We start from the raw sequence: 18320 nt of genomic DNA on the forward strand, positions 1-18320 counted from the left end.
CTTCTCGGGTCAAGTGGGTATAGGTCATGGTGCAACGTTTGGGACTGGCTGGTCACAAAAATGCATCCTATGCACTCTTGGCCCAACTCGGTTTACTTGTGTTGCACTTCGTACTTGAATCCGCCTGGTGTTTCCATTCCACAAAAAACTTCTCGGGTGTGCCAGTGGTGCCATAGCGCAGCCCTTGTGAATCGCTGCCGGCCAGCATCAGTTGCACGGTGCTGAAAAAGCCCTGGTTGAAGATGGCTTCCTGGTTGGTGATGAGCTGGCGAATGCCATTGGCCACGTCCACCGAACTGCGCTTGAGCTCAATCACCCCCACCGCGATGCCGTTGATGAACAACACAATGTCGGGCCGGCGTTCATGCCCGCCTTTGAGCGTCACTTCCTCGGCCAGCGCAAAGTGGTTGTGCGCCGGCATGGCCCAATCGATCAGGTGCACCGTTTCGTGTGGTGCGCCCGCCGCCACCTGCACCGGCACCCCGTAGCGCAACAGCTGGTAGGTGCGCAGGTTGGCCTGGTAGAGCGTGATGCCGGTGGCGTCCACCGCCGCCATCAGTTTTTGTTGTGCTTGCGCGATGTGCGCGTTGCTGTAGCCGCGTTGCTTCAGGTTGGCGCGCAGAAGCTCAGCCTCAACGTTGCGGTTGCCCTCACGTTTACTCCAGTCGCCCAGGTGGGTGTAGCCCAGGCCGCTGGCGCTTGCGTGGGCCGTCAAGCGGGCCACCACACGGTTCTGGGTCACCCGTTCAGGGCGCAGGGCTGGCGGCATGGCTTATTCCTTGGACGTGTGGGATGGCAGGCAGTTGTGCCCGGCGGAGGTCAAACGGTACCGCTGAAGGCGGCTCTGGGGCTTGTCGGGCACAGTCATCTCCACAAGGCCCGCCGCAACCGCCGGCACCAGATAGGCAGCGCGGAAGTGTTCACGGTCTTTCAGCCCGAGCGCTTTCTGGATATCCGCGCGCGCCATCTCGCCTTGCATGACAGCCACCAGGCTCAGCACTTCGGGGGTGACTTGCGGGGTGACTTGCGGGGTGACTTGCGGGGTGACTTGCGGGGTGACTTGCGGGGTTTCCACGCGCCACACCACCGCCCGGAACTGGTTGGCCTCGCGCTCGTCCACCAAGTCAATTCTGGGCCAGGCGCCCAGCGCGCGTGGCACGCCCGTGCCCAGCCCCCGGTAGGGCAGGATGTGTGCCGCGTGTTCGGCCAGCACCTTGTTGCGGCGGTTGGAAACGCCGGTGCGAATCTGCTGCGGCGTCAGGCTGTCGGGCAAGTGGCCGGGGCTGATGATCTCCACCCGGTCGGTGAACACGAAGAGGCGAATGGTGGCGCTCACCAGAAAATCCCGATGCACCAGCGCGTTCACCAGCAGCTCCACAAAGGCTTCTTCCGGCACCTCCAGCTGCCCCAGGGTGTTGAAGCCGCGCCCCGCCTGCACGTGGTGCAGGCTGCGCTTGATGAATGCCATGCCGCGCTGAAACTGCTCTTCCAGCGTGCCGTCGATGTTTTCGCTGTCCAGGTAGCGCGTGTCGCCCAAAAAAGTGCCCGGGAACCACACCGCCCCCACCTGGCACACCTGCAGCAGCCGTTGTGGTTGCTTGCCAAACAGCAGCAAGCCCGCCAGGTTGGGCAGGCCGTCTTGCGCCAGTTGCAGGTTCTCCATCAGCTGCACCACCGGCAAACCCGCCGCCTCCACACTCTGACCGTAGCGCCGCTCGAAATAGCGACCAAAAGCGCGCTCGTCTATGTCGGCCGCTGTGGCATTGCGCACCGGCACCTGATCGGCCTGCAGCAGCCCGGCACGCTGGAACATGCGCTGCATCTCCTCGCGCGCCGTCACATGGCGCTTGTCGGCCCCGCTTTTTACCCACACGCGGCCCTGCAGGTCCATGTAGGGCTTGTTCAGCCCATCGGGCACCTGCACCACCATCACCAGACCCTGCGCTGTCAACACGTTGTGGCTCACCGGGCTCAGCGGCGGGCGCACATGCTGGCTGGCCGCGTTGCTCAGCAACTGGTTGAGCCGTTGCACCGCAGCGGCATCCAGCCCCGCCACCGAGCCGTCATCCGCCACCCCCAGCAGCAGGCACCCACCGCCGCTGTTGGCCAGGGCCGCCAACTCCGCAGCCAAGCTGTCGGCGTTGGTGGCGTCGCGCTTGAACTGGTGGCGGCTGTCTTCGCCACGGGCCAGGATGTGCAGGAGTTCGGACTCGGTCATGGCTTGCCCCTCACAGAGCTGCCTGCACAGCCTGTTCAAACGCCAGCGCCTGGCTGCAAATCGCTTTGACGCCCGCCCAATTGGCCGTGATCTGGTCAGCATGAGCCCGGTATTCGCGAACCACTTTGCGAATTCGCTGTGCCTTCGGCAATTGGGCCAGGCGTGACTCCACCGCCACATTGCATTCCGCGCCCATCAACAGCGCATCACCAGCGGGCAAAGTGGCGGCAGCCAGCCATGTGCCCGAAGACTGCGCCGGCAAGCACAGCACGGTTTTGGCACCTGCTTGGGCAGGGTTCAGCCAGCTGCGCAGCACGGTTTGCAGCCCGGTGCAGGTGGTCGCCACGGGCGGGCAGGGCATGTGGCAGGGCAAGGCGTTCCAGCCCTTCGCGATGGCCTGCGCAGGCACGCCAAGCCCACAGTTTGCGTATTGCTTCTGCGCCACATCCACGTCCAGGTGGATCACCAGCAGGTCAAAGCCTTCCAGCGTGGGGTCGGTGTCCAACGAGGCGGCGTGGCGTGCGCCTGCGGCATCGCACCACTTCAACACGCCACCCCAACCGCTGCCCATGGCGGGCAGGGTTGGCTCTGGCTGCAACAAGGTCAAGGTGAAGCGCACAGGCAAAAACGCCTTGAGCGCTGCATGGATGACCTCAAAGTCGGTTGGCCCTTCAGCCACCAGCGCAATGCGGCGTTCAGACATTGGGCACCGCTCCCAGGTGCCCCATCATCCACAGGCGCGACAGCGGGAACTCCTGGTTCATGGCCATCAACTGGGGTGAAGGCTCGATGCGTCGCACCACCGTCATGCCATCGCTGTTGCGCTCCACGGCAAACAACCGCGTTTCAGGATCAGACAAATCCAGCCCATCCAGCACAGCCGGGTTGTGCGCCGTGAACAGCAGCTGCCGCTCCATGTCGCCAAACCGCAGCCAGCCCGACAACCGCGCCGCCATCCGCGTCAACAAGCGCGGGTTCAGCGCCTGGTCCAGGTTGTCGATGGCGAGCAATTTGGGCGCCTGAGGCAACAAGCACAGCGCGGCGCAAAAGATGACGTAAAGCGCGCCCTCGCTCGCGTCGTAGGCGGTCAGCTCATTGCGGCTTTTCGCCATGAAACGGTCTGTGAACTTGAGCATCAGCTTCGTGCGCGGCACCTTGCTGGAGATCAACGACGCCCCATGGCTCGTGGCCTGCACATCCACCACCCAGTCGATCAAGCCCAACACTTCGTCCAGCACCGCCGCACCTTCATCGCCTCTGGCGTCCAGGTGTTGGCGCAGCGATTCAAACGCCTCCGCAAGCTGCCCGCCGTTCAGCCCCACGGGTGGGCGCGATTGCACGTCGGGCGCCACGCCGCGCAGGGTGGGTGTGTTGGGGCAATAAATGGCGTAGTTCTGCAGGCGCTGCATCAACACGGCGGCGGCGTTGGTGGGCGCCAGTTCCACCAGGCGCAGCGCCGCCAGGCCAGCCTGCGGGTTGAGGTTCTTTTTGTTGCGCACCCCGTCCGACACGATGTCTTCGGCACCATCGGTCAAGACCTCGGTCTTGTAGGTCCAAGCCGGTTCCGGGGATTCCAGTGGGTTCAGCAACGACACCCGAAAACCTTCGTGCCGGGCGCCTTCAACACCAATGGCAATGTGTGCCGGCGTGCGCTCGGCCGCGAAGGAGCTTTTGTACAAACGCGGCAAACCCGCGCGCACACCGCGCCGCAGCAGGCTTTCGTCGTCCACCACGCCGTTGGCGGCTGCACCGAGCACACCCAGCGCCTCCAGCACATTGCTTTTGCCCACGCCGTTGGCACCAATGAAACAGTTGAGGCGGCCCAAGTCCACCTGCGCCTGTTGGATGGACTTGAACCCATGGATGTTCAGTGTTCGGATCATGCGTGTGCCTTTGCGGTCTTGATGCTCAAACCAAGCGGGTGCGGCCGGTGAGCAATTCTTGCATCATGCCCTGCTTGATGGCGCGGGTTTTGGCGAGGCGGGCTTCGAGAGCGGAGAGGTCGGCGTCCATGTCGGAGAGGACGGTTGCGACCGCCTCTTGCTCTCTAACAGTTGATGGCAATAGCACTTGCAGTTCACGAAGTACCGCCATTCCCACAGAAGATCGTGTCGACCCACTCATGATCTTTGTGAATTGATCTGTCACGAACCTCGACTTGAGCGCGTGCAAAAGAAAGTCGCGCTTTGCCAGTGTGCCTCGGATCACTCCTAAGGTTGGTGAAATTGCGTAGTGCTCTCCCAGCCTCTTGAGTGCAACTACCTTGCCTATTGAGGCCACTCTTCCTAGCCCAATCAGCGCGTCGTCCAAAGAATACCTTTGCATGTGTTCCGCCAGCACGACTGGGTTGACGAGGCGCAATTTCCCGCCAACGATATTTCCTGTTGAGTCGAGGTCGCCGATGCCAAGAAAGGGGATGCCGTTGGGAAACTCATCCGGTGCGCGATGACTTGGATGAGGGTCAATCACATCTGCGACTTCCCCCAACTTTTTCACTATCCAATCGCCCAGGAACCCCGGCAGGCGGGTTTGGCCGGTGAGGAGTTGCTGCATCGCGGCCTGTTTGATGTCGCGCTTCTTGGCGATCAGCCGTTCCAGCCCGGCGATCAGTGCATCGACGTCGGAGAGGGCGGTGGCGATGGCGCGTTGTTCGGGAAGGGGTGGAACAGGATACTGAAAATCCACGGCATCGCTGATGTTGAACTGCTTTTGAGCGGTGCCGTACTGCACGGACTCAATGCGGCTTCGTCCATAACTTGAATTCATCAAGTGGCACAGCCAAGTCGAATCAAACGACGGATGGCTACGGACGATCATCATTGAGGCACAGTTGCTGCCACTGTGTTCCCGCGAGACGACGGCGGTAATCCCTGGGTCTCCGACGCGAACGGTCACCAGATCATTGGCATAGATACGTGAAGCAGGAAGACGTTTATTGCTCTCGCTGGTTATACGCCGAGCGCCTTCCCAGTCAATCCGGTTTTCGGCTACGTTGGAGCCGACGAGCATTGGCACCGTTCCTCTGGTATCGAAGTAAGTTGAAGGGTTGATAACCAAGCCGACGGACTGATTGGGGGAAATATCTTTGAGGCGCTTTACCTCCCAATCAGTCGGTATCGGACCGATTTCAGTGTGCTGGTATTGCCCTAGCAACAAATACTTGGCCGACGGTTCACGAAGCTCCGTGTTCATTGCCACGCAACCCCCATGCGCCGCAGGTGCGCCTCCACCCGGTCCGATAGGTCCTCCACCTCGTCCACCAGTCCCGGCAGCGGCACGGCGTAGCGCTCCGCCAACTCCCGAATCCGCCGCGTCATGGTTTGGCTCACGCGGTCCAGCTCAGCCTGCAAATCCTGCCCCAGCCGGGCCAGCCATTTGTCGTGGATCACCAGGGCTTGGATTTCTGCCACGCTCAGCTTGGCGTATTGGTCGTGCGCCAGTTGGTCCAGCGCGACGTCCAGTTCCTTCACGGCTTTTTTCAGTGCTGTTTCTTCGATGCTCAGCTGCAGCCATGACTTCAATACCTTGAGCTCGTCGGCACCGTCCGGGTCCTTGCCGATTTCCTTGATGCGTTCCTTCACGCTGGCCGCGTTCACTTTGTCGAAGCTGGCAAACGCCGCGTCGTCACCGCTGTGTTCTTCTTCCAGTTCGGTGAGCTGGTTGCTCACTGCGTCCAGCGCGGCTTGCTGGGCATCGAGTGCGGCCTGTTCGGCCGCAAAGTAGCGTGCCACCACATACGGCTTGGGCAGCAGCTCGCAGGTCCAGCCTTTGTCTTTTTGTTTGCCCTTTTTGTCGGTTTCCACCACACGCTGCGGTTGGGCCACCCAGCCGTCTTGGGCGATGGCGTAGGCGTCGTCCTGCATGGCTTCGGCCCAGTAATCCATGAGCTGCTGGTAAACGGCGTATTCGTCCACCAGGGGCGCGGGTTTGATGCTGGCGAGCAGGTCTTCGGCCAGGGCTTCCACCAGTTCTTTGGGGTGGGCGCCTTGGCTGAAGGCCATGAGGCGTGGTGTGTGGCGGGCGCGCCAGTCGTCAAACAGGGTGGTGACGCGGGCGTGAAACGCGGTGAATTCGGGGTGGCCGAGGATGGTGGCCTTGACCTCGGTGATGGGCTGCTGCAGCTGGCTGTAGCCGGGGCGCAGTGGTGCGAACAGCGAGGCGCGCAGCTGGGGCATCTCTTGCCAGTAGGCGCTCAGCGCGTCCAGGTCGCGGTGGGGTATGCCGCCTTGCAGGTGGGCGGTCAGGTCTTGAATGTCTTCGGGCTCGCTGCTGTCGATGTAGCGTGGCAGGTTGAGGTTGAAGTCGTTCTTGTCGCTGGCCATCTCGCTCAGTGGCACCAGGCGGGCGTAGCCCGGCACGTCTTCGCCCTTGCGGAAGGTGTCCACGATGCGGTGGATGTCTTGTTCGCGCAGGCGGTTCTTGTTGCCGTCTTTGATGAAGCCCTTGCTGGCGTCGATCATCATCACGCCCTTGCGGGCGGCGGCGTTGTTTTTGTCCAGCACCAGGATGCAGGCCGGGATGCCCGTGCCATAAAACAGGTTGGCTGGCAGGCCGATGATGCCTTTCAAGATGCCGCTGGTGACGAGCTGCTTGCGGATGACGGCTTCGGCATTGCCGCGAAACAGCACGCCGTGCGGCAGGATGCACGCGGCGGCGCCCGTGCTTTTCATGCTGCGGATGATGTGCAGCAGGTAGGCGTAGTCGCCTTGTTTGGTGGGGGGCTCGCCCCAGGTGAAGCGTTGAAACGGGTCCTTGGTGGGGGTGAGGCCGGTGCTCCAGGCTTTGTCTGAAAACGGCGGGTTGGCCACCACGTAGTCGTAGGTGCGCAGTTGTTGGCCGTCCAGAAACTTCGGGCTGGCCAGTGTGTTGCCACTGAGGATGTTGGCGGTGGGGAAGTCGTGCAGGATCATGTTCATCCGCGCGAGGCCGGCGGTGGTCACGTCCTTCTCTTGCCCTTCCAGGGTGATCTTGTTGCCGGCTTCGGCCGCCACCTTGAGCAGCAGCGACCCCGATCCGCATGTGGGGTCGTATGCGGTGGTGCTGGCCTTGGTGTTGTGGGGCGCGATGCCAATCACCTTGGCGATGACGCGGCTCACTTCGCTGGGGGTGTAGAACTGGCCCTTGCTTTTGCCGCTTTCGGTGGCGAAGTGGCGCATGAGGTATTCGTACGCATCGCCCAGGATGTCGTCGTGCTCGGCGCGGTTGCTGGAGAAGTCCAGCTCGGGCTTTTGGAAGATGGCCACCAGCTTGGTGAGCCGGTCCACCATTTCCTGGCCCTGGCCCAGCTTGTTGGGGTCGTTGAAGTCGGGGAAGTCGCTGCGGGCCAGGCGTGCGTTCGCGTCGATCAGCGGCTGGATGACCTGGGTGTTGATCTTGTCGCCAATATCGGGTTTGCCCTTGAGGGCCACCATGTCCGTGAAGCTGGCACCCGTTGGGATGACGACCGGTGGCGCGAAGTCGTCGGAGTGGGCGTATTTGTCGCTGATGTACTTGATGAACAGCATGAACAGGACGTAGTCCTTGTACTGGCTGGCATCCATGCCGCCGCGCAGTTCGTCGCAGCTGGCCCAGAGGGAGGAATACAGATCGGATTTCTTGATGGCCATGAGGCGTGGGGAGGCAATGCGCCGCTGATTTTTGGGTGCAAGTATCGGCGCAAATGGCGTGTGTTTTACGCTTGTGTTTTGCGCTCGTGGGCGGCCACGCAGGTGGAGCAGCAACGGATCGTGTTCCGTGCCGAAGCTGTGACAGGCAGCAAGAGTGCGCTGGGCCACGGCCACGACTGTGATCTGCGGCTTCAATCCACGGGTTCTTCCGCCCGGCTGGCGGAGCGGGGCAGCCGCCCCTGAAGCACCCCTTCTGCCATCAGCGCGGCCACAGTCTCTTGCAGGCACTGGCGGGTGGCGTCGGCAGCAGGTGTGAGTGGGGTGCCTGCGGGCCAGGCCAGGGACTGGATGCGGGTCAACGCGGGTTCCACGATGTCCAGCGCCAGCACGCTGGGTGCTCCATCGGTGGCGGCGAAGGCGTTGACGGGCAGCAGGGCCTGGGCCAGGCCGCCGCGCACCAGGGCGCGGGTCAGCTCGGCATCGTTGATTTCGTAGCGCACGTTGAGGCTGCGCCGGCGCGCGTTGGCCACGCGTTCGATCAGTTTGCGCTGGTCGTGCTGGCGGTCGGCGGCCACCAGGGGCCGGTCGCCGATGTCGTCAAAGCGGATGCGCCGCAGACGGGGCGACCAGGCGCCCTTGGCGGCGAACAGGCAGAAATGTTCCTCGTACACCGGGTCGCTGAGCAGGCTGGGCAACTCGAAGGCGTTGGGCATGAGGGCCAGGTCCACGCTGCGGCTTTCCACCAGCTGGCGCATCTGGTGCGACAGGCCGGTGGTGACAAAGACCCGCACGTCGGGGTAGCGTGCCTCCATCGCGCGGTACAGCGGCGCGACCAGGACCGCCGCGATGGAGCCGTCCATGGCCAGGCGCACTTCGCCGCGAGGCAGGCCTTGTGCGGCGGCCACCTCGTCGGGCAGGTGGTCGAGCTGGCGCAGGATGGCGCTGGCGCGGTCGAACAGGCGCTGGCCGGCCGGCGTGAGGGTGACGCCGCGGGCGTGGCGCTTGAGCAGCGGCACGCCCATTTCGGCTTCGATGGTGGCCATGTGCTGGCTCAGCGAGGGCTGGGCGATGTGCAGCGCCAAGGCGGCCTGGCTGATGCTGCCGGCCTTGGCGATGGCCACGAAGTAGCGCAGCTGGCGCGGGCTCACGCCGGGCTTTCTGTCACAGCGCGGTGCGCAGCGTCCAGATTTCGGGGAAGAGCACGACGTCGAGCATCTTGCGCAGGTAGCTCACACCGCCGGTGCCGCCGGTGCCGCGCTTGAAGCCGATCACGCGCTCCACGGTGGTGACGTGGCGGAAGCGCCAGAGGCGGAAGGCGTCTTCGAGGTCGGTCAGCTCCTCGCCCAGCTGGTACAGGTCCCAGTGTTGCGAGGGGTTGCGGTAGACCTCCAGCCAGGCGGCCTCCACACCGGGGCTGGCCACGTAGGGCTGGGTCCAGTCGCGTTCCAGGTACTCGGCCGGCACGGTGATGCCACGGCGCGCCATCAGGCGCAGGGCCTCGTCGTAGAGCGAGGGCGCGTCGAAGCTGGCGCGCACCAGGGCCAGCAGGTCGGGCCGGTGCTCGTGGGGCTTGAGCATGGCCGGGTTCTTGTTGCCCATCGAGTACTCGATGCAGCGGTACTGGTAGCTCTGGAAGCCGCTGGAGGCGCCCAGGTAGGGCCGCATGGCGGTGTACTCGGGCGGCGTCATGGTGGCCAGCACGTCCCACGCGTGGACCAGCTGTTCCATGATCTTGCTCACGCGCGCCAGCATCTTGAAGGCGGGTGCCAGTTCGTCGGCCGCGATGTGGCGGATGGCGCCGCGCAGCTCGTGCAGCATCAGCTTCATCCACAGTTCGCTGGTCTGGTGCTGGACGATGAAGAGCAGTTCGTCGTGGGCGGGCGACAGCATCTTCTGCGCGCTCAGCACCTGGTCGAGCTGCAGGTAGTCGCCGTAGCTCATGGAGCGGCTGAAATCCAGCTGCGCCTTTTCTTCAACGACGATGGATTCGGGTGCCGAGGGGGAGGGCTCGGCACCGCCTTGGGCGTGGGGGCACATGGGCGGGGCTCCTGGGGCGTGTTTACAGCACCTGCGCGACCGCGTTGGCCACGTAGTCCACGTTTTTGGTGGACAGGCCCGACATGCACATGCGGCCCGAACGCACCAGGTAGACGGCGAACTCGTCGCGCAGGCGGTTGACCTGGGCTTCGCTCAGGCCGGTGTAGCTGAACATGCCGCGTTGGGTCAGGAAGTAGTCGAAGTTGCGTTCCGTGCCGAAGCGGGCCGTCAGCACCTTGTGCAGGCCTTCGCGCATGGCCTTGATGCGGTCGCGCATCTCGGCCAATTCCTTTTGCCACAAGGCGTACAGCTCGGGGTTGGTGAGCACCTGGGTGATGACCACCTCGCCGTGTGTGGGCGGGCTGGAGTAGTTGCGACGCACCGTGGCCTTGAGCTGGCCCAACACGGTGTCGGCAGCGGCGGCATCGGTGCAGACCACGTGCAGACCACCGCAACGTTCGCCGTAGAGCGAGAAGTTTTTGGAGAAGGAGTTGGCGACAAAGAACTGCACCCCAGCGCTGGCCAGGGCGCGGATGGCGTAGGCGTCTTCGTCCAGCCCATCGCCAAAACCCTGGTAGGCCATGTCGATGAAGGGGATCAGGCCTTGCTGGGCGATCACGGGGATCAGCTGTTGCCACTGTTCTTGGCTCAGGTCCACGCCGGTGGGGTTGTGGCAGCTGGCGTGCAAGAGCACGATGCTGCGTGCGGGCAGGGCCTTGAAGGCCGCCAGCATGTCGTCGAAGCGCAGTTGGCCGGTGGCGTTGTTGTAGTAGGGGTAGGTGTGCACCTTCAGGCCCGCGCCTTCAAACAGCGCAATGTGGTTCTCCCAGGTGGGGTCGCTGACCCACACTTCGGATGGGCCGAAGTAGAACTTGAGGAAGTCCGCACCGACCTTGAGCGCGCCCGAGCCGCCCAGGCTTTGCAGCGTGGCGATACGCCCGCTCTTGACGGCCTCGTGTTCGGCACCGAAGACCAGCTTTTGCACCGCATCACGGTAGGCGGCGGCGCCTTCGATGGGCAGATAGGGGCGCGGGCCAATTTTCTCCATGCCACCGGCTTCGGCGCGGCGCACCGATTCGAGCACCGGCAGGCGGCCTTCTTCGTCGAAGTAGATGCCGATGGACAGGCTCACCTTGTTGGGGCGCGGGTCCTTCTGGAAGGTTTCCATCAGGGACAGGATGGGATCGCCACCGTAGGCGGGCACGTGGGCAAACAGCGAGGGAGAGGTGCTCATGGTCTCTTTCAGTGAGGTGGGTGGAAAAGTGTCAGGTCACAGCGTGTGCCTGGTTGAATTCGGGGCGCTGCCATTCGCCGCTGAGCAGCACCTGCCGCAGGTGTTCGACGGCGTTCCAGACGTCTTCGAAACCGACGTACAGCGGGGTGAAACCAAAACGCAGGATGTCGGGGTGGCGAGGGCCGCTGCCTTTTCGGTAGTCGCCGATGACGCCGCGCGCGATCAGGGCCTGGACGATGGCGTAGGCGCCGTCTTGCCGCGACAGCGAGACCTGCGAGCCGCGCCGTGCGTGGTCGCGCGGCGTGACGACGGACAGACCGTGACCGCCGCAGCGGGCCTCCACCAGTTCGATGAACAAATCGGTGAGCGCCAGCGACTTGCTGCGCAGCGCGGCCATGCCGCCCAGGGGCTCGGCCGCCAGCAGGGTGTCCACACCCACCTCCAGCCCCACCATGCTCAAGATGGGTTGGGTGCCACACAGGTAACGCTGTGTGCCGGGCGCGGGGCGGTAGTCGGGCGTGAAATCGAAGGGGGTGGCGTGCCCCCACCAGCCGGCGAGGGGTTGCCAGAACCGTTCGGCGTGGCGTGGGTGCACCCACACAAAAGCGGGTGCACCGGGGCCGCCGTTGAGGTATTTGTAGCCACAGCCGATGGCGAAGTCGGCGCCATCCGCCTTGAGTGCCACGGGCACGGCGCCGGCACTGTGCGCCAGGTCCCACACGGTGAGTGCCCCCGCCGCGTGCGCGATGGCGCTGACCTGCGACATCGGGTGCATGGCGCCGGTGCGGTAGTTCACTTGCGTCAATATCAGCACGGCCACTTGCTGGTCGAGCGCGGTGACCAGTTCCTCGGGCTCGATCAGGCGCAGGGTGTAGCCGCGTTCCTTGCACAGCGCCTCGGCGATGTAGAGGTCGGTGGGGAAGTTGCTGCGCTCGCTGAGCACCACGCGGCGCTCGGGCGACGTTTCGTGGGCGATGGTCAGCGCCGCACTGAGCACCTTGAACAGGTTGACCGAGGTGCCGTCGGTGGCCACCAGCTCGCCCGCGTCGGCGCCCACCAGGCGGGCGATCTTGTTGCCGATGCGTTGGGGCATGTCGAACCAGCCGGCGGTGTTCCAGGCGCGTATCAGTTGCTGGCCCCATTCGTCCGTGGTGGCCTGGGCGATGCGCGCGGGCGCGGCGGCGGGCATGGCGCCCAGCGAATTGCCGTCGAGGTAGATCACGCCATTGGGCAGGGTGAACAGGTCGCGCAGGGGGCGCAGAGGGTCCTGGGCGTCCAGGCCCAGGCAGTCTTGTAAGGTGTGCATGGCGCGTTGTCTCCGGCGGATGTGTTCTTTTTTTGCTCAGCGCAAGGCGCGCAGCACCGCACGCACGGGGCTGGCGTCGGCCTGGGTGAGTTTGAGCGGCAGGGCAATCAGCTCGTAGTCGCCCTCGGGCACGTCGTCGAGCACCAGGTTCTCCAGCACGCGCATGTCGCGTTGGCGTATCACCTGGTGGCTGTCCAGGGTTTTGCTGTCGGCCGGGTCGATGCTGGCGGTGTCGATGCCGATCAGTCGGACACCCAGGTCGGCCAGGCGGGTCACGGTCTCGGGCGCGTAGGCGCTGAGGGCGCCGTCCCAGGCGTGTTGGGGCATGCGTTCGTAGGTGCGCACCAGCACGCGTTCGGGCAACCCGGCCACCGCGTGTTCAATGTGCCGCCATTCAATGAGCGGGCCACAGTTGATGGCGTGGATCACGCGGCACCGCCCCAGAAATGGCGCCAGCGACACGGCGCCGATGGCGGCACCTTCGGGGTCGTAATGCAGTGGTGCATCGGCGTGGGCGCCGACGTGGGGCGACAGCCGCAACGCACTCACGTTGACCGGACAGCCCGGTCCCAGGGTGGCCACCCACTCCTGGGTGTAGGGCGTGTCACCGGGAAAGACCGGCGCATGCGCGTGCACGGGCGGGGAGATGTCCCACAGGGTTGGCAAGGTCATGGCCGGTCCGGTGCCCATCAGAAGTTGTGGCGCATGCCCACGGCGATGGCGTTGAAGTCGTTGGCTTTGCCGGGGCTGTTGATGGCCGTGTAGTAGGTGTAGAGCTTGGTGCGCTTGGTCAGGTTGTGGTTGAAGCCCAGCGTGTACTGCGAGGCCTTTTGCGCAAAGCTGCCGCCGCGGTCAGAGTGGCCGACGTTGACGTGGAACTCGTTGGCGCCCATGGTGTACATGGCGGCCAGGCGCACGATGTCGCGGCTCTTGCCGTTGGCCGAGCCGTCCACCGATTCGCGCTGCAGGTAGCCACCCACCGTGAAGGCGCCCATACTGTAGAGCGCGCGCAGGCCCACTTGCGACACGTCGGCCTGCTTGGTGTAGCCGGCACCCAGTTGCAGGTCGCCCGCGTTGTAGTTCACGCTCAGGTCGTTGGCCTTGGCTTCGGTGGCGCTTTCAAAGGCGTGCGAGATTTCGGCGGTGAAGCCGGCGATCTCGGGCGTGAAGTAGCCCACCTTGCGAGCGGTCGGGAAGGTCGAGAAGGCGTACAGCGCGTCCGAGGAGGTGCCGGTGTCGTGGTTGTGCATGCTCACGTAGTCGGCGGTGGCGTAGTAGGAGCCAGGCGTCCAGTTGCCGCCACGGATGGCACCCCAGGGCGCGGCCAGTTCGACATAGGATTCGCGCGTGAAACCGGTGGCCACGCCGGTGGTGGCGTCAAAACCTTGTTCGAGCGAGAAGTTGGCGCGCATGCCGCCGCCCAGGTCTTCGCTGCCTTTCACGCCCCAGCGTGAGGAGTTGTCCTCCATCTTGTTGACTCGGGAGGCGTCGCCCACCTTCTGGCTTTCCAGCGTGAGGTTGAGGCGGCCGTGCAGCTTGACGCTGCTTTGGGCCTGGGCGGCGGATGCGAACAGGCCCAGCAGGGCCAGCGCGATGGCGGTGTGTTTCATGGTTTCCCCTTGATTTGTTGAGATTTAGTTGTGAACAGTGTCTGGATACGGGTGAGCGCCATGGCACATCGGTTCACCCCGTGCGCTGCATGGCCACCGACGGCTTGTCGGTGGCTATGCGGCCAGGGCGGTACCAGATGGCGTAGACCACGCCCAGCACCGCCAAGAATGGTACGCCAGTCAGCAGGGTCAGCCGGAACACGTCGGTCCACAGCGTGCTGACCATGGCCGCCAGCATCAGGCCGGCACCCAGCAGCGTCAGCACGGGGAAACCGGCCATGCGAAACGCCAGCGGCGCGTTGCCCTGGGCCACCCAGCGGCGGCGGAAGAAGAGGTGGGTGACGAAGATCATGAACCAGGTGAACATGGCGCCAAACATGGACACCGCCATCATCAGCAGGAAGGATTGCTCCGGCTGCCACAGGCTGAGCAAGGTGGCGATGGCCACGCCCGAGCACGACAGCACCAGCGCGCCCATGGGCACGCCGCGTGGGTTGACCCGTCCCAGGGCGGCTGGCGCGTGACCGGCGCGCGAGAGGCTGAACATCATGCGCGTGGTGATGTAGAGCTGGCTGTTCATGGCCGAGAGCGCGGCCACCAACACCACGAAGTTGATCACGCCTGCGGCGCCAGGGATGCCGATGATTTCCATCACCTTGACGAAGGGGCTCTTGTCGGTGCCGGCCGCCGTCCAAGGCACGATGGCCAGCATCAACGCCACGGTCAGCAGGTAGAACACCACCAGCCGGATCATGGTGGAACGAAACGCGCTGGTGATGGCGCGCTCGGGGTCTTTGGCTTCGCCGGCCGCGACGGCGATCATTTCAATGCTCAGGTAGCTGAAGATGGCGATGATCACCGCCACCCACGTGCCCCACAGCCCTTTGGGGAAGAAGCCGCCGTGCGCGGTGTAGTTTTCAAAGCCGATGCCCGCTGGGCGCGAGCCGAACACCACATAGGCGCCGATCAGGATGAAGGCCACGATGGCCGCGATCTTGATTGCCGAAAACGCGTACTCCACGGCGCCGAAGGCTTTCACGCTCAACGTGTTGACGCCGATCAGCAGGCTCGAGAACAGCAGCACCCACATCCACTGTGGTACCTCCGGGTACCAGTAGCCCATGTACACGCCGACCGCCGTGACTTCGGTGCCCACGGCCAGCACCACACAGGCCCAGTAGGCATAGCGCACCAAAAAACCGGCCCAGGGGCCGATGTAGTGCTCGGCATAGGCGCCAAACGAGCCGGAGGTGGGGTGGGCCACCGTCATTTCGGCCAGGCAGCCCATCAGCAGCAGCGAAATGAGTGCGCCGATGGCGTAGCTGATGATCACGCTCGGACCGGCAAAGCTGATGGCGAATCCGCTGCCGAGGAACAGGCCCGTGCCAATGGCCCCGCCGATGGCGATCATCGCCATTTGGGGGGCTGTGAGGTGGCGCTGTAACCCGGTTTCCCGTTGGATGATGTCTTGGAACGCTGACATGTTGTTCTCCCTTCTGGTTGTGTTGGGAGCTGCATGTTATTTGCGTGATTCTAGAAATATTTTATGGTTATCCCTACAAGTGTATATAAAAGAATAAGTTATCCATAAAATAAATGCAGGAGAAAAAAATATGCAAGTCGACATCGACAAAACAGACCGTTTGCTGGTGCAGGCGCTGCAGCAGGACGCGCGGCTGACCTCGGGCGAGTTGGCGCAGTTGGCAAACCTGTCACAGTCGCCCACCTGGCGTCGGGTCCGCCGGCTCGAGGAGGCGGGTTTGATCCTTGGCTACCACGCGGCGCTGGACCGGCGGGCTTTGGGCTATGACGTGCTGGCGTTTGTGCTGGTGGGCATAGACCGCCAGAACGAGTCCTCATCGTCGGCGTTCGAGCAGGCGGTGCTGGACATTCCCGAGGTGGTCATGGTGCACGGCATTTCCGGACCGGAGGACTTCATGCTGGTGGTGGTGGCCCGCGACCTGGACCACTATTCGGAGGTGCTGCAAAAGCGGTTGCACCGCTTGCCCAGCGTGCGGCAGGTGCACACGCACTTTTCGCTGCAAGACTTCAAGGGGCAGATCGGCAACCTGCCCATCCTCCCGGCCTGATCCGACGGCTTCAGGCCGGCTTCTTCACCACCGCATAGCGCGCCAGCGTGCGCTCGCGGGCTTCTGCGTGGTCCACGATGGGCGCCTGGTAGTCGCGTTCCAGCACAAAGTCAGCGGTCTGCAAGTCGATGGGCTTGGCCAGCCAGGGCGCGTGAATGGCCGCGTTGGGCAGCTTGGCGAGTTGGGGCAGGTAGCGGCGGATGAACTTGCCTTCGGGGTCGAACTTCTGGCTCTGGCTCACCGGGTTGAAGATGCGGAAATAAGGCTGGGCGTCGCAGCCGGTCGAGGCGGCCCACTGCCAGCCGCCGTTGTTGGCGGCGAGGTCGAAGTCGATCAGCTTTTCGGCAAAGTAGCGCTCGCCCCAGCGCCAGTCGATGCCAAGGTCTTTCACCAAGAAGCTGGCCACCACCATGCGCAGGCGGTTGTGCATGTAGCCGGTCTGGTTGATCTGGGCCATGGCCGCGTCCACCAGCGGGTAGCCCGTGCGACCCTCACACCAGGCTTTGAACAAGGTCTGCGCGTGTTTGCCGTGTTCCCACTTGATGGCGTCGTACTCGGGCTTGAAGGCGCTGGCCACCGCGTGGGGGTGGTGGTGCAGGATCTGCATGTAGAAGTCGCGCCAGATCAGCTCGCCCAGCCAGGTGCTGGCGCCTTGTTGACCGGCCAGGTGCATCTGGTAGGCCACGCGCGCCAGCTGGCGGATGGACAGGGTGCCAAACCGCAGGTGCACGCTGAGGTAGCTGGGGCCCTTGACCGCCGGGAAGTCGCGTGCCTGGTGGTAGCGGTCGATGCGGTCCAGGAAGTCCTCGAACAGGCCGCGTGCCCCGTGGCTGCCGGTGGCGATTTTGAGCGCCCGCAGGTTGGTGGTCTCAAAGCCGATCTCGGCCAGCGTGGGCACACCCGGCGGGTGGCTGGCCGGGCAGGGCGCCAGGGCGGCGGCGTATTTTTCCACCGGGTAGCCGTGCAGAAAAAACGGCTCGATCTTTTTCAGCCAGGCGTTCTTGTAGGGCGTGAACACCGAAAACGCGGTGCCCGATTGCGTGAGCACCTCGCTGCGCTCGAACACCGTGTGGTCTTTGAAGTCGTGCAGCATGACGCCCGCATGCGCCAGCGCGCCCCGCACCTGCGCGTCCCGCGCCAGCGCCTGAGGCTCGTCGTCGTGGTTGCAGAACACCGCCTGTACCCGCAGTTCCTCGGCCAGTTTTGGGATGGCCTTTTGGGCGCTGGCATGGCGCACGATCAGGCCGGTGGGCACCTGGCCGTGGGCCTGACCGAGGGCACGCAACTCGCCGTCCAGGTCCAACAGCGAGGCGTGGATGAACTCCACTCGGCGGTCGCAGCGGGGCAGAGCGTCCAGGATGTCGCTGTCGAACACAAAAGCGCACCACACCTGTTTGCAGCTGTTCAGGGCGTGGTAGAGGGCGGCCTGGTCGCTCACCCGCAGGTCGCGCCGGAACCAGACCAGACCCCTGTCGTATTTCTTCATGTGCGGGCTCTTAAAATCGGTGCATGTCATCGGATTCTGCCCCCATCAACCTCACCAACCACTTCCTGATCGCCATGCCCGGCCTGAGTGACGAGGTTTTTGGCCGCAGTGTGGTGTTCATGTGCGAGCACAGCGAGCGGGGCGCCCTGGGCCTGGTGATCAACAAACCCAGCGACATCCTGCTGAGTGAGTTGTTCCAGAAGGTCGAGCTTGAGTTGCACCGTGACGACCTGATGGACACCCCCGTGTTCCAGGGCGGCCCCGTGCAGACCGAACGCGGCTTTGTGCTGCACGAGGCCTTGTCCAGCGGCGCCGACCCCAAGGAATCCATCTACGCCTCCACCCTGAGCATTCCGGGCGGGCTGGAGATGACCACCTCCAAGGACGTGCTCGAAGCCATGTCGGTCGGCGCCGGTCCGCACAAGGTGTTCGTGTCGCTGGGCTACGCCTCGTGGGGACAGGGCCAGCTCGAATCCGAAATCACCGAAAACAGCTGGCTCACGGTGGAGGCCGACCCTGCCGTGATTTTTGACACGCCGGTGGAAGACCGTTACGTCAAGGCCATGAAGCTGCTGGGCCTGGAGCCGTGGATGTTGTCGCCCGACGCCGGCCATGCTTGAACTTGGCCCCCCCTGCGCCGCCTTTGGCGTCACCCCCCGAGGGGGCGATGCCAGCCGACCGGCGAAGCCGGATCGGCGGCATCCCCGGTTGAGTCACCTCGCGCGAGGCGCTG

The 18320-nt window shown here is 64.1% G+C and carries 16 protein-coding genes; 2 read left to right on the forward strand and 14 right to left on the reverse strand.

Features of this window, described 5'->3' with window-relative positions; genetic code table 11:
• Positions 1-67: 67 nt before the first annotated feature.
• The 13 genes from ACFQPB_RS18725 to ACFQPB_RS18785 all read right to left on the reverse strand — a co-directional run bounded on the left by ACFQPB_RS18725 (position 68) and on the right by ACFQPB_RS18785 (position 15494).
• Positions 68-769, reverse strand: a complete 702-nt coding sequence (locus ACFQPB_RS18725) for a type I restriction endonuclease (RefSeq protein ID WP_382226516.1) — start codon at positions 767-769, stop codon at positions 68-70.
• 3 nt (positions 770-772) lie between these two features.
• Positions 773-2218, reverse strand: a complete 1446-nt coding sequence (locus tag ACFQPB_RS18730) for a Fic family protein (protein ID WP_382226519.1) — start codon at positions 2216-2218, stop codon at positions 773-775.
• Between the two features lie 10 nt (positions 2219-2228).
• On the reverse strand, positions 2229-2921 hold the full coding sequence (locus ACFQPB_RS18735; RefSeq protein WP_382226522.1) for a hypothetical protein: 693 nt from the start codon (positions 2919-2921) through the stop codon (positions 2229-2231).
• Complete coding sequence (locus ACFQPB_RS18740) at positions 2914-4101, reverse strand: AAA family ATPase (protein ID WP_382226525.1); 1188 nt, start codon at positions 4099-4101, stop codon at positions 2914-2916. The genes ACFQPB_RS18735 and ACFQPB_RS18740 overlap by 8 nt, the downstream gene beginning before the upstream one ends.
• A gap of 25 nt (positions 4102-4126) precedes the next feature.
• Positions 4127-5410, reverse strand: coding sequence for a restriction endonuclease subunit S (locus tag ACFQPB_RS18745; protein WP_382226528.1), 1284 nt, complete (start codon positions 5408-5410; stop codon positions 4127-4129).
• The gene (locus ACFQPB_RS18750) at positions 5407-7824 is read right to left on the reverse strand and encodes a type I restriction-modification system subunit M (protein WP_382226531.1); all 2418 of its coding nucleotides are present in this window, start codon (positions 7822-7824) and stop codon (positions 5407-5409) included. Before ACFQPB_RS18750 ends, ACFQPB_RS18745 begins: the two co-directional genes overlap by 4 nt.
• A 191-nt stretch (positions 7825-8015) precedes the next feature.
• On the reverse strand, positions 8016-8972 hold the full coding sequence (locus ACFQPB_RS18755) for a LysR family transcriptional regulator (protein ID WP_382226534.1): 957 nt from the start codon (positions 8970-8972) through the stop codon (positions 8016-8018).
• A 13-nt stretch (positions 8973-8985) separates the two neighbouring features.
• Positions 8986-9861: a tryptophan 2,3-dioxygenase gene (gene kynA, locus ACFQPB_RS18760; RefSeq protein ID WP_382226537.1), complete on the reverse strand. Its 876-nt coding sequence runs from the start codon at positions 9859-9861 to the stop codon at positions 8986-8988.
• Between the two features lie 22 nt (positions 9862-9883).
• Positions 9884-11077 (reverse strand): amino acid aminotransferase, encoded by a 1194-nt coding sequence (locus ACFQPB_RS18765; protein WP_382226682.1) that lies wholly within the window; start codon positions 11075-11077, stop codon positions 9884-9886.
• A gap of 49 nt (positions 11078-11126) precedes the next feature.
• Positions 11127-12401 carry a kynureninase gene (gene kynU, locus ACFQPB_RS18770; RefSeq protein ID WP_382226539.1) on the reverse strand — a complete coding sequence of 425 codons (1275 nt, stop codon included), beginning with the start codon at positions 12399-12401 and terminating at the stop codon, positions 11127-11129.
• 36 nt (positions 12402-12437) lie between these two features.
• A complete protein-coding gene (gene kynB, locus ACFQPB_RS18775) occupies positions 12438-13073 on the reverse strand; it encodes an arylformamidase (RefSeq protein ID WP_382226541.1) in 636 nt (211 codons plus the stop codon).
• Between the two features lie 17 nt (positions 13074-13090).
• Positions 13091-14011: a porin gene (locus ACFQPB_RS18780; RefSeq protein ID WP_382226544.1), complete on the reverse strand. Its 921-nt coding sequence runs from the start codon at positions 14009-14011 to the stop codon at positions 13091-13093.
• A 73-nt stretch (positions 14012-14084) separates the two neighbouring features.
• A complete protein-coding gene (locus ACFQPB_RS18785; protein ID WP_382226547.1) occupies positions 14085-15494 on the reverse strand; it encodes an amino acid permease in 1410 nt (469 codons plus the stop codon).
• Between the two features lie 130 nt (positions 15495-15624).
• On the opposite strand from ACFQPB_RS18785, the gene ACFQPB_RS18790 reads away from it, so the two are divergent.
• The gene (locus tag ACFQPB_RS18790; RefSeq protein ID WP_382226550.1) at positions 15625-16101 is read left to right on the forward strand and encodes an Lrp/AsnC family transcriptional regulator; all 477 of its coding nucleotides are present in this window, start codon (positions 15625-15627) and stop codon (positions 16099-16101) included.
• A 10-nt stretch (positions 16102-16111) separates the two neighbouring features.
• Here ACFQPB_RS18790 and ACFQPB_RS18795 read toward each other — a convergent pair whose 3' ends face one another.
• A complete protein-coding gene (locus ACFQPB_RS18795; RefSeq protein ID WP_382226552.1) occupies positions 16112-17587 on the reverse strand; it encodes a cryptochrome/photolyase family protein in 1476 nt (491 codons plus the stop codon).
• Between the two features lie 23 nt (positions 17588-17610).
• Here ACFQPB_RS18795 and ACFQPB_RS18800 point away from each other — a divergent pair, with 23 nt between their 5' ends.
• Positions 17611-18207, forward strand: coding sequence for a YqgE/AlgH family protein (locus ACFQPB_RS18800; RefSeq protein ID WP_382226556.1), 597 nt, complete (start codon positions 17611-17613; stop codon positions 18205-18207).
• Positions 18208-18320: the final 113 nt, after the last annotated feature.

The sequence above is a fragment of the Hydrogenophaga atypica genome, assembly GCF_042665215.1.
Lineage (GTDB): Bacteria > Pseudomonadota > Gammaproteobacteria > Burkholderiales > Burkholderiaceae_C > Hydrogenophaga > Hydrogenophaga defluvii_A.